Below are 14,626 nucleotides of genomic sequence, written 5' to 3'. Positions count from 1 at the left end.
AACGGCATGAACGGGTAAACACGGCGGTATGCGAGGCATCGAGTGGGCCGTGGCCGGGTGTGCGCTGACACTGGCGGCGTGCGGCGGCAGTCCGTACACCACCGCGACGCTCACCCCGTCGTCGTCCACAACGTCCAGCGCATCCACAACGTCCAGCGCGTCCAGGCAATCCGCACCCGCCGCTGCGACGCAACGCACGGTCCGGTGGGTCGACCTGCAGCCCGGGGACTGCCTGGTGGACCCACCGCCGACAGATCCGGCCGTGGTGATGGTCGACCTCGTCGACTGCGCCGCCCCGCACCAGGCCGAGGCGTTCCTGCGGGCACCGATTCCGGTGAATGCCGCACTGACCGACGTCGGCAATGAGCAGTGCAACGCCGGTCTGGCGGCCTACACCGGCGGCGGCCAGTACACGATCAGCTACCTCATCGACTCCGAGCAGGACCGCACGTCGAACAACCCCTACCCGAGCACGGTGATCTGCCTGCTGCAGGCGCCCGGTGGACAGTCGCTGACCGGTTCTGCGCGGCACTGATCCTGGCTGATCTTGTCAGTGTCTTGTCAGTGCCCGTCGCTACCGTTGCGCGATGGCCGAGGTGTTCGAAGCGACGTGGTTCTTCCTGCCGGGCATTCCGCCGTACGCGGTGTGTGACGACCTGCAGGCGTTGGCGGCTTGGGCGCACCACCACGTGCCACGGCAGGGCAAGCGGGCCCGTCCACTCTTGGTGGGCGAAGACCGGAGACTGTGGTTCCTGCAGCCCGACGGCAGCCTCGCCGAGGTCTCCCGGGCACGGCGGTCGTCGCGCTTTCCCAGCGCGAGTGACGCCTACTGGCGGGCCCGGGAGGGCACCGACGCCTGGCATCAGCGCCCGCACCGTCCACACACCCCCGAGCGGCGCACACACATCCCAATAGTGGTCAGCACGCTGAGTGCCGCCGACCACGGCTACCTGCAGTGGCTCGAGAGCACCTGGCAGTCAATCGACTGATATACCTTGTGCAACAAGAGAATTCGTCAGGCCACGGTGGAAAAGAACTGGCCGGTGGCCGCCGAGGCGTTGAATGCCGGTCCGGTGGGCCAGACGTGTCCGCCGCCGTCGAGGCTGACGAATTCCACCCTCGTTCCACCGGCACAGCCGGTCGCGGTGAATCCGGCCGGGTCGGCCGCGGGGTCGCCGGGGCATTGATCGAGCGCACGCCACCGTTGCGCCATCGAGGGTGCGCTGACGACGTCGCTGGGACCACCGCGGCCGACCATCGCCCCGCCGGTGTAGGGCACCACCGGATCCGCGGTGCCGTGCACTGCCAGCACCGACACCGGTCGTGACGGGTTGCACCCGATGCTCATGCTCAGCGTGCCGGCCACCGGCGCGACGGCCGACACCAGGTCGGCACGATCGCACGCCAATCGGTTGGCCATGAACGCCCCGGCCGACATCCCGGTGACGAAGACCCGGCCCGGCGGAATGCCGAAGTCACGGGTGAGCTGGTCGATGAGGGTGGCCAGGAATCCGACGTCGTCGACCCCCTGCCGATCGGGCAGTGAGGCGCCCCGGCCGTCGGCCCAGCTCATGTCGATGCCGTCGGGGTAGGCCACGACGAACCCGTACTGGTCGGCGACGGCGTTGTAGTTGCTCACCCCCGCCTGCACCGCCCCGGTCTGCCCGGCTCCGTGCAGGTTGATCACCAACCCGGCGGGGTGGGCCAGACCCGCCGGGACGTGCAGCACATAGGTGCGCTGCAGACCGCCGAATGTCAGCGCGCCGGGCGGGTCTCCGGGGGCGGCCGAACTGGGGGCCACCGCAAGGGCGGCGGCGGCGAACAGCGCAGCCACCAGTGCTGTCGTGCGGGCAATCACGCTTCCAGTCTGCCCAGTGCGACGCAGAAGTTGGCAAAACGTCGATTTTTCGTGGCCGGAAGTTCGTTCGCCGGTAACCGGATGCGGTGGTTGCGACACGGTCACGGATGGATACCTTTTCGCGCACCACCGGTCACAGAAGTCCCACCAATCCCTATCGTCACATGCATCAATCGTTGGCGTCACTGGGACGTCTCGCCCCTTCGAAAGGTGTGCTGTGGCGCCGCGTCTCCGCATTCCCGCGCGACCGACGGCGTCGGTGCTCGTCCTTGGTCTGTGTGCCTCGCTGTGCGTGGCGCCACCGGCGTCGGCCGAGCCGTGCCAGGGCGCATCGGCCGATGCGCAGCCGCTGCCCAACCAAGCCTTCGAGATTCCGAACCCGTCGCGAATCGCCCCGTTCGACCGTCCGATCGGACACAAACCGGCCGGCGCCAACGACGAGGCCCCGCTGCCCAAACTCGGCCAGTTGCCATTGGCGATCATCAAGGCGCTCATCCCCAATTCGGGTCAGGTGCAAAAGCAGGGCGCCGTCGCACCGGTGAAGCCCGGCACCACCACCCAGACGCCTCCGGCGGCCCAGCAGGCACCCGCCCCCGCACCCGCCCCCGCACCGGCGGCCCAGCCCGCGCCGTCCAATGCCCCGGCCGGCACGTCACTCGTCGGCTGGGTCACCGGTCCGGACAGCCCGAACAGGACCATCCAGCGCTTCGCTGTCACCGGCACCGACCTCGGAATCATGTGGGACAACGGCGATCCCGCCAACCAGCAGGTGCTGATGGCGTTCGGCGACACCAACGGCTACTGCCAGATTCCCGGTAAGCAGTGGCGCTACAACGTCCTCTTCCGCACCCAGGACCGGTCATTGGCGAACACCATCTCAGTCGCCGACGGCGTGCCCGGCAATCCCTACTCCGGCTCGCCGGTCTGGCGCCAGGGCATTTCCAAGCAGGTGATCAACAGCATCAACGCCGCCCCGGAGGAGACCGGCATCATCCCCACCGCCGGTGTCGGCTTCGGCGGCAAGCAGTTCATGAACTTCATGTCCATCAAGAGCTGGGATGCCAACGGCGCGTGGACCACCAACTACTCGGCGATCGCGGTCTCCAGCGACAACGGCGAGACCTGGGGTGTCTATCCCAACACCGTGCGCACCCCGGGCGGCGGCAACGAGAACTTCCAGATGGGCGCCTTCCTTAAGCCCGGCCCCGGCGACCCCTACCTCTACACGTTCGGCACACCGAACGGGCGTAGCGGTTCGGCGTTCATCGCGCGGGTTCAGCCCGCCCTGATCCCGGATCTGAGCAAATACGAGTACTGGAGTTCGGACAGCAACTCCTGGGTTGCGGGCAACCCCGGCGCCGCCACACCGGTCATCCCCGGTCCTGTTGGCGAGATGTCGGCGCAGTTCAACACCTATCTCAAGCAATACCTGGTGCTGTACTGCAACGGCAACAACGATGTCGTGATGCGGACCGCGCCGGCGCCGCAGGGGCCATGGGGACCCGAGCAGATGCTCGTGTCATCCATGCAATTCCCCGGCGGCATCTATGCGCCGTTCCTGCATCCGTGGTCCACGGGTCGCGAGCTGTACTACAACCTCTCGCTGTGGTCGGCGTACAACGTGATGCTGATGCACACCGTCCTGCCCTGATCGGCGTTCAGAGCTCGTTGGTCGGATCGCCGGCCGGGCCGGCCGGGCCGGCCGGGCCTGTGGAGTACTGGGTGTAGAACGCGACCGCGGCGAGGGTGGCGGCGACGCCGATGACCCCCCACAGGATCACCGAGAAGATCAGCGACCCGAACAGGAAGTTGTAGGTCACCGCCAGGTACAGGGCCCACACGACCCGGTAGGCGCACCACAGCGCCGTCAGCCCGGAGCCGATCGCGATGGCGAGGCTCTTCTGACGGTCCACACGGGCGATGTACTGCTCGACGGCGGGGGGCAGGATCTTCATCTGTCGTCCTTTCACGGATACGGCGCCGCGGTGGCGTCGTCCCGCCAAGTCGACTGCACCCGGTCGGCTACCGATACCAAGTTCGCCCGGCTACCGGGGCACGCTTCCGCGCCGACAGCCGCCGGAAAGAGTTGGGCCCTGGGTGATCACGGCACCCAATGACAGGGTGGCTGCGGCGGCGAGATCGGCAACCGGCGGAAGTGACAGCCGAACCTCGTAGGCGACCGGCCCGCGGTCGGTGTCGCGGCAGACCAGGGTGACCCGCTTACCCGCTCCGGCGCCGAATCCGGTGTCCACCGCCGCCCGTATCGCCTCGATCGACACTCGGTCGGTACCGCGGAATACCGGGTCGAGAACGGCGACCGCCTGATCGGCCAGGGACGAGGAGACCCGGAAGTAGACCGCGGGTGGGACCCCCGAGCAACTGCCGTGCGCCTTCCATTCGTGCGGCGCCATGATGCCGACATCGGACATCTTCGACTGCAGATCGGATTGAAGATCCTTGGGCAGGTTCAGCGACGACAGATCCCGCGGGCCGGCCGGCAGCGCGCAGTACTGCTCGCTGGTGGGCTGCGGCCACAGACCGTGCAGGATCAACGCCGGTCCCAGCCCTCCGACGTGGCCACTGCGGCAGCCCGGGTTGGACCTCTCCAGCGAGCACAGGCTCGGACCCCATGTCACGACCAGCAGGCTCGAGGTGCTGCGCGGCGCCGCGCTGGGCGTGGGGCGCGGACGGTTGACGTAGCGGACGGCGACCACGGCGGCGACGAGAACCACCAGCACCGCCACAACGCCAACGAACCGCCGACGGCGTCGGTTTCGAAAATCCATGGGCAGGAGGGTTTTTCCTACCGATCGCTGCGCTTGCAGTTCGGATCGGCGGGCTTGGCCGGCCAGGCGCAGACGTCGATGTAGGTCTTGTCCTGGTAACCACCGCCGTCGACCACGCTGTAGGCCGCACCGTTGGTTCCGGTGTAAGTGGCGCCGCTGTCGGAGGTCACCACGCTGGTCACGTCCCACTTCTTGGCTTCGAGTGCGGCCTGGTAGGCCTTCATCACGTCAGCCGGTGCGCCCGACACCTGAAAGTAGAGGTGAATGCCGTTGTCGGCGAGGCTGTCTGGACCCTTTGTCGTGTTGGTGTTCTCCGGAGTCGGCACCAGGGAGGTGAGCTGACCCGAGTCAGCCGCGGCCGCCGACGAGAGCGAGGACGACGCGGAGGAATTCGACGACGCGGCCGTCTTCCCGGAGTCCGAACTGCCGCATGCAGTTCCACTCAGGGTAATCGCGGCGACAACGACCACCACTGCACTACGCATCATGAGCGCTCGCTTTCTTCTCGGCGCACCGTAGCAAACCATGGGCCGGTTGGGCAGGTGATTCGAAGCTCATCCCTGCCGGGGCCGTGACCCGTGTGGGTCGCCCCCGTCGCGGCAATGCCCAACTGCTGTTCGATGGTGCGCAGCGAACTCACCGCGTCAGGTAGCGGAAGGAACAGTGGCCAGCCGTGAAACTGCCCGTCACGCAACACGAATGTCATGTCGAGGCCCTGGGTGATCGCCCGCTGACGAAGCCGCAGGGTATCCGGGGCCAGCAGGTCGCGCGATCCACTGTAGACCGCAATGGGTGGTAGGCCGTCCAACGAGCCGTAGAGCGGGCTGGCCCGCGGATCGGTGAGGTCGAGCCCATTCGCCCAGGCCAGGCCGAAAGTCTGCAACTGTCTGACGTCGAGCAGCGGGTCCCAGATCAGCCCGCTGGCGGGATCGCTGACGGAGGCATCCAGCCACGGCGAGATCAGGACGATGCGGCCCGGTGTCGCGGCGCCGCGACGCACCAATTCCTGGGTCGCGGCCAGCGCCAGTCCCCCACCCGCCGAGGCCCCGGTCAGGCTGACGTGATCAGCACCGTGGACGTCGACCAGGGCGCTGAGGAGATCGGCCACCGCCGGGACGACCGTGGCTGCCGTCCCGCCCTGCCCCGCCAGCGGGTACATCGGCACCACCACCGTGGCACCGGTCTGCCGAGCAATGGCACCGTTGGCCAGCCATTCGAACACCAGCGGCTGGCTGACGTATCCGCCACCATGGAGTGCGACGACGTAGTCGCCCGAGGGTGTCGGCGGGGCCAGTGTGTAGACCGGCATACCGTTGACGTCGGCGCGGCTCACCGTGAGTCCCACTGTGCTGTACCAGGGCGGCGACTCCTGGTTGAAGACCGTGGGCGCCGGCATCAGCGTGGCGTGGGTGCTGACTTGCTCCAGACCCCAGAGCACGAGGTTGAACAGCCGGTTGAGCAGGCTCGGTCGGCCGGTGAAGAGCTGTTGATCCGCGGCCCAATTGGTATAGGGCACATCAGCTTTCGATGTGTCGACGCTGGGAGTGCTGGACGCCTCGGTGGCCGACCGCGCGGACCGGCCGGCTGCGGCAGGCTTGCGGGTTTCGATCGCCTTGGTGGTCAACGTCGTTCGGCGGGCCGGGGCAGCGGGGCCGGCGCGGTGCAGACGCGGCACCGTGGCCCTAGGGCTGTTGGCTGCCGAGGTCGACGGGCGGGCACTACCCGCGGTGGTCCCGTGATTCGTGTCGGCCGACGAGATGGCAGACCCCAGGAACATCAGGGCGCCAGCACTCGCGACGGCAGCAGCCGACAGCCGCAGCACGTATCCGAACCTGGTCATCCCCCCGGACCCCCAATCCAGTTGAGATCATACGGTGCGAACAGCGCCGCATGACGCGATGGGCCCGGGCGGTCGGGGGAAGGCGCTAAGGCCGGGAGGGTGGCGGATCGATACCGAGCGATCGCGCGATGAACGGTGCAACAGACTGGTGGAATCGCGCGCGGATGTCGTCGGGTTCGGTGGCCGGGCTGTCAAAGAGCGCCACCCCGACCAAGGACAGCACGATCCGGGCATCAGCATTCGGGTCACCGCTTGTGAGGAGGCCCTGGCGAGTGCCCTCTGCCAGAATCTCGGCCAGGGGGGCGGTGAGAGCCCCCAAGCAACGCTCTACCAGCCCAGGGTGTTGCGGGAGTAGTCCGCGGTAGGACGAGGCAAAGAGAGCGGCGGGCTTGGCGAATTCGTCATCAAGGCCCCACGAGATCAGCGCGCCGACGTATTGCCAGATGCGGTCCGGGATCGGTGCGGCGGGATCGATGAGGGATTCGATCACACCGGCCATCCGCAACAAGTCGCGCTCCAGCAGTGCGGCGAGCAGGTCGTCCTTGGTCTCGAACTGTCGATAGAAACTGCGGGTCGACATATGCGCCTGGCGAAGGACACCGCTGACCTTGAAACCCCACCACCCGTTGCGGGCGAGAACGACGGCGGCCGCATCCATGAGTTCAGCGCGCTCGGCTGCCATGACGGCCGCCGAGTCCGCGCTTGCAGACTTCCCGTCGCCGAGTTTTGTCGCCACTGCTACACCGCCTTCGCCCAGGTGATCCACGCAACTCTAAAACGGCAATGGACAACCTTGTCGTCACCTCCGGTGCGAACGCCTCCGGTGCGAACAGCGATCCGCGGGCGCAGTGACCCCACCTCAGGCGATGCCCGACACCCACCCGAGATCAGCCGGCGGCAACGGCCCCGGCGACGGCTCCGGACCGGGCGGAAGGGAAGCGTGGCCGGGCATCGTCGGCCCATATCCCGGCTGCGGACCGTGAATCGAGGTCTGCGGGTCAGGGGTCGAGGTCTGGGGGTCATAGGTCGGGCTCGCCGGACCGTAGCCCGGAGGTGGTCCGTAGACCGTCTGTGGCATTGCGGCCAGGAGTCTGGCGGCCACGAATGCCGCCGCCTGGTCGGTGTAGCCGGGAACGTAGCCCTCGGTATGCCCACTCCACGCATTGCCCGGGCCGGCGTGACAGATCGGGTCGCCCGGGTTGCACAGGTCGATGGCCTTGGCGCCCAGCAGTGCACTCTGGTTGGGCAGCGACCCGCCGGTGCGGTCGGCGACATTGCCGAACGTGGCGACCGCGGCGATGTTGTCGGCGTACTCCGGCGGTAGCGAACTGCCCCAGGTGATACCGGCCATGGGAACTCCGGCGACGATGTCGATCACGCTCGCGCCCTGGGAGTAGCCCCCCAGAACGATCCTGGTGGTCGGACAGCTGGAGACCGTCGACTTGATGTGCGAGATGACGTCGTTGGCACCGTCGCCGCCGTGCAGCTGCAGCTTGCCGGCCTTGTAGTTGACCGGGTAGCTCTCGATGTTCAGACCGGGCACCTGGCTGCGCAGCGAGTCGACCAGGGCGTCGCCGACCCGGCCCATTCCCACCGGCTCGTCGGTGCCGCGGGCGAAGATCACCTCCGCGTCGGGGCAGTCGGCAGCCACCGCCGCGGGCGGCGCAGCAAGCACGGCGCCAGCAATGAACACGGGCGAAGCAACCAGCCCGACCCAGCGACCGGTTGACCAGCCGCCCCCCACCGGATGCCTTCGCGTTGAGCGAAGAGGCATGCGACGAATCTAACCCACTGTGGGCGCCCGCGTACCGGCAGTTGCCGCCATTCGACGCCCTCCGTTATTGACGGAAAAGCAAACGGACCTGGCCTTATCGCCTGCCGCAACACGTGGCTGTGCCCACCGCGCGGACGCTCGGTGCTGGCACCGACCGGGGTCACGGTATCGCCGAATTGGCGAACCTAACATCGATAGTTGTCCATATCGGCGATAGCGAGCGGATCGCTGCGGTTCCTAAGCTAGCGGCAACATCGGCGGAAGGAACGAGTGGATGACGGTTCTCGATACGGCGGTCGGCGGCCCCGAACTGGTCCAGCAGCGCCGACTCGTCACCGAGGTGCCCGGCCCGCGGTCCCGCGAACTGTCGGCCCGTCGTGCCGATGCACTGCCGGCAGGCCTGGCCAGCGGCGCCCCGATCTACGCCGCTGCTGCCGGCGGCGGCGTCATCGTCGACGTGGACGGTAATTCCTTCATCGATCTGGGTAGCGGCATCGCTGTCACCACGGTGGGCAACGCTGCCCCGGCAGTGGTGGCGCGAGCGGCCGACCAGCTGTCGCGCTATACCCACACCTGCTTTCTGGCCACCCCATATGAGCCCTACATCGCCGTCGCCGAAGTGCTCAACCGGCTGGCCCCCGGCACCCACGAAAAGCGCACCGCCTTGTTCAACACGGGAAGCGAGGCCGTGGAGAACTCCGTCAAATACGCCCGCGAGGCCACCAAGCGGCCGGCGGTGGTGGTCTTCGACCATGCCTTCCACGGCAGGTCCCTGCTCACCATGACGATGACCGCCAAGAACCAGCCCTACAAGCACGGTTTCGGGCCGTTCGCACCCGAGGTGTACCGGGCACCGATGGCCTACCCGTACCGGTGGCCCTCCGGACCGCAGAACTGCGCGGCTGAGGCGTTCAGCTTCTTCACCCAGCTCGTCGACGCACAGATCGGCGCCGACGCCGTGGCGTGTGTGGTCGTCGAGCCCATCCAGGGTGAAGGCGGCTTCATCGTCCCCGCCCCCGGCTTCCTCGCCATGGTCGCCGACTTCTGCCGCGAGCGCGGGATCCTGTTCGTCGCAGACGAGGTACAGGCCGGCATCGCCCGCACCGGAGCGTGGTTCGCCAGTGACCACGAAGGTCTGGTGCCGGACCTTCTCGTCACCGCCAAAGGTCTGGCGGGCGGGATGCCACTGGCCGCGGTCACCGGGCGCGCCGACATCATGGATGCTGCCCACCCCGGCGGCATCGGGGGCACCTACAGCGGCAATCCCGTCGCCTGCGCCGCCGCTCTGGGCGTCTTCGAGGAAATCGAAACGCACGACCTGCTGCGGCGCGCCCAGGAGATCGGTGCGCTGATGGTTCGCGAACTCGGCGACATTGCGGCCCACAACGGTGTTCTCGGCGAGGTTCGCGGCCGGGGCGCCATGATCGCCGCCGAGCTCGTCGTGCCGGGCACCCGCATCCCCAACCGCGACGCGGTGGCCGCGATCAGCCGCCATTGCCTCGACAACGGCGTGCTGACGTTGACCGCCGGTACGTTCGGCAACGTGCTGCGCTTCCTGCCGCCGCTGTCGATCACCGATGACCTGCTGATGGACGCCCTCGGCGTGGTCCGCGACGCGTTCGCCACCCTCTGATCCCAGCTCCGACTACCGCCTCAAGGAGAACCCGATGAGCATCACCGCCGCAGCACCGCCGAGCAACGACACCCGTACGCCGTGGGAGTTGTTCGGGATCGACCGTCTGCTCGACGACGACGAACGCGACATTGCCGCCACGGTGCGCAAGTTCGTCGAGACCCGGCTTCGCCCCAATGTCGGGGACTGGTTCGAATCTGCCACCCTGCCCAAGGAATTGGCCCGGGAGTTCGGCGAGCTGGGTGTGCTCGGGATGCACCTGCAGGGCTACGGCTGTGCGGGTACCAACGCCGTCAGCTACGGGCTGGCCTGCCTGGAGCTGGAAGCCGGCGACAGCGGCTTTCGCAGCTTCGTCTCCGTGCAGGGCTCACTGTCGATGTTCTCCATCTACCGCTACGGCTCTGAGGAACAGAAGAACGAGTGGCTGCCCCGGCTGGCCACCGGCGAGGCCATCGGGTGCTTCGGGCTCACCGAACCCGACTTCGGCTCCAACCCCGCCGGGATGCGCACCCGCGCCCGCCGCGATGGCAGCGACTGGGTGCTCAACGGCACCAAGATGTGGATCACCAACGGCAATCTCGCCGACGTGGCCACCGTGTGGGCCAACACCGATGACGGCATTCGGGGGTTCCTGGTGCCCACCGACACCCCCGGGTTCACCGCCAACGCGATCCACAAGAAACTCTCGCTGCGCGCCTCGGTGACCTCCGAGCTGGTCCTGGACAACGTCCGGCTGCCCGCCTCTGCGCAACTCCCCCTCGCCGAAGGCCTGGGTGCACCGCTGTCGTGCCTCAACGAGGCCCGGTTCGGCATCGTCTTCGGCTCCCTCGGTGCCGCCCGGGACAGCCTGGAGACCGCCATCGCCTACACCCAATCACGCGACGTCTTCGACCGACCGCTGTCCAGCTACCAGCTCACCCAGGAAAAGCTGGCCAATATGACGCTCGAACTGGGCAAGGGCATCCTGCTGGCCATCCACCTCGGCCGCATCAAGGACGCCGAAGGTGTACGCCCCGAACAGATCAGCCTGGGCAAGCTCAACAACGTCCGCGAGGCACTGGCCATCGCCCGCGAATGCCGAACGCTGCTCGGCGGCAGCGGCATCACCCTGGAGTACTCCCCCCTGCGCCACGCCAACAACCTCGAATCTGTCCTCACCTACGAAGGCACCTCCGAAATGCACCTGCTTTCCATCGGACGAGCACTCACCGGACACGCCGCCTTCCGCTGAAACTGTTCCGCCACAAACTGATTGGCCACTAGATGACCGCGAGCACGCCTGAAAAACTGCACCACCTGATCGCCGGACAGTGGGTCGCCGGCCGCGGCGACGCGGTGCGCAGCGTCAACCCGGCGCTCCCGGGGATCGTCGTGGCCGAAGGTGCCGCGGCGACCCTCGCCGATGTCGATGCCGCGGTGGGAGCAGCGGCCGAGGCAGCTCGCTCGTGGGCGGGTACGCCGATGCATCAGCGCGGCGCGATCCTGCTCGAGGCGGCCACCGTCATCGAGCGCCATGCCGAGGACTGGGGCCTGGAACTGGCGATCGAGGAGGGCAAGACCCGCGCCGAAGGAGTCGGTGAGGTCCGGCGCGCCGCGCAGATACTGCGCTACTTCGGCAACGAAGGTGACCGGGTCGCCGGGCAGATCTACTCCTCACCGCGTGCCGGCGAGCAGATCCTGGTGACCCGCAAGCCGCTCGGCGTCGTCGCGGTCATCACCCCGTTCAACTTCCCCATCGCCATCCCGGCCTGGAAGATCGCCCCTGCCCTGGTCTACGGCAACACCGTGGTCTGGAAACCCGCCAGCACCGTTCCCCTGCTGGCGATCCGGCTGGCCGAAGCCCTGAGCACCGCGGGCCTACCTGCCGGTGTGCTCAACCTGCTCATCGGCGACTCCGCACTCGGCGACGGCCTGGTGAATCACGAGGGTGTGGACGCCGTCACCTTCACCGGGTCGACCGGTGTGGGTCGGCGCATCGCCGCCGCCGCGGCCGCTCGTGGCGTGCCCATGCAGGCCGAAATGGGCGGCAAGAACGCCGCCGTGGTGCTCGACGACGCCGACCTCGACCTCGCCCTCGAACAGGTCATGCTCGGGGCATTCCGCTCCACCGGCCAAAAGTGCACCGCCACTTCCCGATTGGTGGTCACCGAGGGCATCGCCGACCGCTTCCTGACCGCCCTGGCCGCCCGAGCCGACGCACTGGCGGTGGGTGACCCCACCGACGACGCGACGCAGATGGGCCCGGTCATCACCGGCGGGGCACGCACGAGCATCCAGACCGGCATCGACACCGCCGTCACCCACGGCGCCACGGTGCTCGCCGGTGGCACGCCCTACCGGGACGGACCACTGGCCGAGGGCTACTTCCTGGCACCGACCATCGTGGAGATCGCCGGCCCAGCCGACATCTGGACCGAGGAACTCTTCGGCCCGGTGATCGCCGTACGCCGAGCCACCAGTGCCGAGGAGGCGTTTGCACTGGCCAACGACAGTGAGTTCGGCTTGTCCGCAGCGGTATTCACCCAAGACCTCACCCGGGCCTTGCAGGCCGTCGACCACATCGACGTCGGCGTCCTGCACATCAACTCCGAGTCCGCCGGCGCCGACCCCCACGTCCCCTTCGGCGGCGCGAAGAAGAGCGGTCTGGGCCCTAAAGAACAGGGCCAGGCCGCCCGCGAATTCTTCACCCACACCACCACCGTCTACCTGCGCGGCGGGCAACCACAGTCATGACCGCCGCACTCGACGGGATCACCGTCATCGACTTCAGCCGGGTACTGGCCGGACCCTACGCCACCATGATGCTCGGTGACTTCGGTGCCGACGTCATCAAGATCGAGCGGCCCGGGGTCGGCGACGACACCCGGGAATGGGGACCGCCCTATGACTGTGACGGCGTCGCAACTTATTTCAACTCCGTCAACCGCAACAAGCGCTCGGTGGTACTCGATCTCACCGATCCCGGTGATGTCGCTGCTGTCCGCGAGATGGTGACTCGTGCCGACGTCGTCGTCGAGAATTTCCGGCCCGGCACCATGGAGAAACTCGGCCTCGGCTACGACGCACTGCGTGAACTCAAACCGGACCTGATCTACTGTGCCATTACCGGTTTCGGCCGAGACGGCGGAGCAGCCCTGCCGGGCTACGACCTGCTCGTCCAGGCTGTCGGTGGACTGATGAGCATCACCGGTCCGCAGCCCGGCCACCCCACGAAAGTCGGAGTCGCCGTCGTCGACGTCCTCGCCGGGATGCACGCGCTGACCGGCATCCTCGTTGCACTGGCCCATCGCGACCGTACCGGTGAAGGCCAGCGCGTCGACACCAGCCTGCTCTCAGTCCTGTTGTCCTCCCTGGTGAATCAAGCCTCGAGTTTCCTCGGTGCCGCAACGGTGCCGACCATCATGGGTAACCGCCATCCGAGCATCTCGCCGTATGAGACGTTCGAGACCGCCGACCGCCCGATCGCCCTGGCTGTCGGCAACGACAAGCAGTTCCGGCTGTTGGTCGGCGCCCTCGGGCTCACGGAACTGGCCGAGGACCCGCGATTCGCCACCAACGCCCTGCGGGTGCACCACAGCGACGAACTGCGCGCCCTGCTGGAGGCCGAACTCGCCAAGCGCGGCGCCGACCACTGGTATGACATCCTCACCTCGGTCGGGGTGCCCGCCGGACCCATCAACGACGTGGCCGAAGCGTTCGCCTTCGCCGACAAACTCGGCATCGCCGCCACCGTAGCCGTTCCCGGCAGCCGTACCCCGCAGGTGGCCAATCCCATCACGTTGTCGGCCACCCCGGTCGAATACCGCAGCGCACCACCGTGGTTGGGGCAGGACACCGCCGGATGAGCCGACCGGCACCCATCACCGAGGCCGAGGTCTCGCCCGCCGACCCCATCGTGGACCCCGCGGCACCATTGATCGGTGTCGTCGCACCGCTCAACTACCCCGGCATCGACGCGGAAGTGCGAGCACTCATCGTGGGGTTCGCGCGGACGGCGTTACGCACACTGACCGATCTGGGGGCGCGCTATCGCCTCGTCGATCCGACTGCCGAGACACGGCTTTCGCTCGACGACGACGTCCACGGGGTGCTGTTGCTCGGCGGTGGCGACTTCGACCCCACGCTGTATGGACACCATGAGGATGTTCCCCACCTCGCCGGGGTGGACCGGCGCTGCGACGAGCGCACCGTCGCGGCGATCCGGTGGGGACTTCGGCGGCGGCGTCCGGTGTTCGGCATCTGCCGGGGCGCGCAAGCGATCAACGTGGCCCAGGGCGGCACCCTGATCCCAGACCTCGGTCCGGACAGCCCTCACAAGGGCCACGGCGACGATCCGATCTTCGTCGACGACTCGGTCGCCGTCGAGCCCGGAACCCGGCTGTCGGGCATCCTGGGCCGCACCGACATCACGGTCCGCAATGGCCACCATCAGGCCGTCGGGACCGTCGCGCCCGGACTGCGCGTCGCTGCCCGCGGCACCGATGGCGTGATCGAAGCAGTCGAGCACTGCGATCCCGACATCTGGCTCCTCGGTGTCCAGTGGCACCCCGAGGATCCGCAGGGCTGCGCTGACGACCGCCGGGCGTTGTTCGCAGCGTTCCTCGCCCGGGTCGACGACGACCGTCGTACGGCCGGCGTCGGGTGAAACTCGCGCCGGTGCCCGGCTTGAGCAGGGCCTGGACCTAACCTGGTTCCATGAGCTGGTGTCTGCGCCCGGGCGATGAGCCGCCCCGCC

15 protein-coding genes are annotated in these 14,626 nt (G+C 67.9%); 8 read left to right on the top strand and 7 right to left on the bottom strand.

The genetic code is table 11. The annotated features are described in order from the left end of the window. Nucleotides 1-28 precede the first annotated feature (28 nt). Both G6N35_RS00520 and G6N35_RS00515 read left to right on the top strand, forming a co-directional pair. Nucleotides 29-535 (top strand): hypothetical protein, encoded by a 507-nt coding sequence (locus G6N35_RS00520; RefSeq protein ID WP_163802325.1) that lies wholly within the window; start codon nt 29-31, stop codon nt 533-535. 52 nt (nt 536-587) lie between these two features. Then, nucleotides 588-989 (top strand): hypothetical protein, encoded by a 402-nt coding sequence (locus tag G6N35_RS00515; protein WP_163802324.1) that lies wholly within the window; start codon nt 588-590, stop codon nt 987-989. Nucleotides 990-1,015: 26 nt separating this feature from the next. On the opposite strand, the gene G6N35_RS00510 is transcribed toward G6N35_RS00515, so the two are convergent. Beyond that, nucleotides 1,016-1,858, bottom strand: a complete 843-nt coding sequence (locus G6N35_RS00510; protein ID WP_163802323.1) for an extracellular catalytic domain type 1 short-chain-length polyhydroxyalkanoate depolymerase — start codon at nt 1,856-1,858, stop codon at nt 1,016-1,018. A gap of 217 nt (nt 1,859-2,075) precedes the next feature. On the opposite strand from G6N35_RS00510, the gene G6N35_RS00505 reads away from it, so the two are divergent. Then, nucleotides 2,076-3,509, top strand: a complete 1,434-nt coding sequence (locus G6N35_RS00505; RefSeq protein ID WP_163802322.1) for a glycoside hydrolase family 183 protein — start codon at nt 2,076-2,078, stop codon at nt 3,507-3,509. Between the two features lie 7 nt (nt 3,510-3,516). Here G6N35_RS00505 and G6N35_RS00500 read toward each other — a convergent pair whose 3' ends face one another. The 6 genes from G6N35_RS00500 to G6N35_RS00475 form a co-directional block, all read right to left on the bottom strand. Beyond that, a complete protein-coding gene (locus G6N35_RS00500) occupies nt 3,517-3,813 on the bottom strand; it encodes a hypothetical protein (protein ID WP_163802321.1) in 297 nt (98 codons plus the stop codon). Nucleotides 3,814-3,903: 90 nt separating this feature from the next. Continuing rightward, a complete protein-coding gene (locus G6N35_RS00495) occupies nt 3,904-4,644 on the bottom strand; it encodes a ribonuclease T2 family protein (protein WP_163802320.1) in 741 nt (246 codons plus the stop codon). Nucleotides 4,645-4,661: 17 nt separating this feature from the next. Then, on the bottom strand, nt 4,662-5,132 hold the full coding sequence (locus G6N35_RS00490; RefSeq protein ID WP_163802319.1) for a hypothetical protein: 471 nt from the start codon (nt 5,130-5,132) through the stop codon (nt 4,662-4,664). Beyond that, entirely contained in the window at nt 5,129-6,484 is a 1,356-nt protein-coding gene (locus tag G6N35_RS00485) for an alpha/beta hydrolase (protein WP_163802318.1), read from the bottom strand. The genes G6N35_RS00490 and G6N35_RS00485 overlap by 4 nt, the downstream gene beginning before the upstream one ends. Before the next feature lie 85 nt (nt 6,485-6,569). Then, complete coding sequence (locus G6N35_RS00480; protein WP_163802317.1) at nt 6,570-7,220, bottom strand: TetR/AcrR family transcriptional regulator; 651 nt, start codon at nt 7,218-7,220, stop codon at nt 6,570-6,572. A 123-nt stretch (nt 7,221-7,343) separates the two neighbouring features. Then, entirely contained in the window at nt 7,344-8,258 is a 915-nt protein-coding gene (locus tag G6N35_RS00475; protein ID WP_163802316.1) for a cutinase family protein, read from the bottom strand. 274 nt (nt 8,259-8,532) lie between these two features. Here G6N35_RS00475 and gabT point away from each other — a divergent pair, with 274 nt between their 5' ends. Genes gabT through G6N35_RS00450 form a run of 5 tightly spaced genes read left to right on the top strand, consistent with a single transcriptional unit; the run spans nt 8,533 to nt 14,536 of the window. After that, the gene (gabT, locus tag G6N35_RS00470) at nt 8,533-9,891 is read left to right on the top strand and encodes a 4-aminobutyrate--2-oxoglutarate transaminase (protein WP_163802315.1); all 1,359 of its coding nucleotides are present in this window, start codon (nt 8,533-8,535) and stop codon (nt 9,889-9,891) included. Nucleotides 9,892-9,925: 34 nt separating this feature from the next. Continuing rightward, nucleotides 9,926-11,122 (top strand): acyl-CoA dehydrogenase family protein, encoded by a 1,197-nt coding sequence (locus tag G6N35_RS00465; protein ID WP_163802314.1) that lies wholly within the window; start codon nt 9,926-9,928, stop codon nt 11,120-11,122. 32 nt (nt 11,123-11,154) lie between these two features. Then, nucleotides 11,155-12,624, top strand: coding sequence for an aldehyde dehydrogenase family protein (locus G6N35_RS00460; RefSeq protein ID WP_163802313.1), 1,470 nt, complete (start codon nt 11,155-11,157; stop codon nt 12,622-12,624). Beyond that, entirely contained in the window at nt 12,621-13,736 is a 1,116-nt protein-coding gene (locus G6N35_RS00455) for a CaiB/BaiF CoA transferase family protein (protein WP_163802312.1), read from the top strand. Before G6N35_RS00460 ends, G6N35_RS00455 begins: the two co-directional genes overlap by 4 nt. After that, the gene (locus G6N35_RS00450) at nt 13,733-14,536 is read left to right on the top strand and encodes a gamma-glutamyl-gamma-aminobutyrate hydrolase family protein (RefSeq protein WP_163802311.1); all 804 of its coding nucleotides are present in this window, start codon (nt 13,733-13,735) and stop codon (nt 14,534-14,536) included. Before G6N35_RS00455 ends, G6N35_RS00450 begins: the two co-directional genes overlap by 4 nt. Nucleotides 14,537-14,626: the final 90 nt, after the last annotated feature.

It is taken from the genome of Mycolicibacterium anyangense (genome assembly GCF_010731855.1).
GTDB classification, from domain to species: Bacteria; Actinomycetota; Actinomycetes; order Mycobacteriales; family Mycobacteriaceae; genus Mycobacterium; species Mycobacterium anyangense.
This window is presented reverse-complemented; position numbering and strand designations above follow the sequence as displayed.

What these genes read in the sequence shown, in the direction of transcription:
- G6N35_RS00520 (WP_163802325.1), top strand. Translation starts at nt 29, where the DNA reads ATGCGAGGCATCGAGTGGGCCGTGGCCGGGTGTGCGCTGACACTGGCG.
- G6N35_RS00515 (WP_163802324.1), top strand. Translation starts at nt 588, where the DNA reads ATGGCCGAGGTGTTCGAAGCGACGTGGTTCTTCCTGCCGGGCATTCCG.
- G6N35_RS00500 (WP_163802321.1), bottom strand. Translation starts at nt 3,813, where the DNA reads ATGAAGATCCTGCCCCCCGCCGTCGAGCAGTACATCGCCCGTGTGGAC.
- G6N35_RS00495 (WP_163802320.1), bottom strand. Translation starts at nt 4,644, where the DNA reads ATGGATTTTCGAAACCGACGCCGTCGGCGGTTCGTTGGCGTTGTGGCG.
- G6N35_RS00490 (WP_163802319.1), bottom strand. Translation starts at nt 5,132, where the DNA reads ATGATGCGTAGTGCAGTGGTGGTCGTTGTCGCCGCGATTACCCTGAGT.
- G6N35_RS00485 (WP_163802318.1), bottom strand. Translation starts at nt 6,484, where the DNA reads ATGACCAGGTTCGGATACGTGCTGCGGCTGTCGGCTGCTGCCGTCGCG.
- G6N35_RS00475 (WP_163802316.1), bottom strand. Translation starts at nt 8,258, where the DNA reads ATGCCTCTTCGCTCAACGCGAAGGCATCCGGTGGGGGGCGGCTGGTCA.
- gabT (WP_163802315.1), top strand. Translation starts at nt 8,533, where the DNA reads ATGACGGTTCTCGATACGGCGGTCGGCGGCCCCGAACTGGTCCAGCAG.
- G6N35_RS00465 (WP_163802314.1), top strand. Translation starts at nt 9,926, where the DNA reads ATGAGCATCACCGCCGCAGCACCGCCGAGCAACGACACCCGTACGCCG.
- G6N35_RS00460 (WP_163802313.1), top strand. Translation starts at nt 11,155, where the DNA reads ATGACCGCGAGCACGCCTGAAAAACTGCACCACCTGATCGCCGGACAG.
- G6N35_RS00455 (WP_163802312.1), top strand. Translation starts at nt 12,621, where the DNA reads ATGACCGCCGCACTCGACGGGATCACCGTCATCGACTTCAGCCGGGTA.
- G6N35_RS00450 (WP_163802311.1), top strand. Translation starts at nt 13,733, where the DNA reads ATGAGCCGACCGGCACCCATCACCGAGGCCGAGGTCTCGCCCGCCGAC.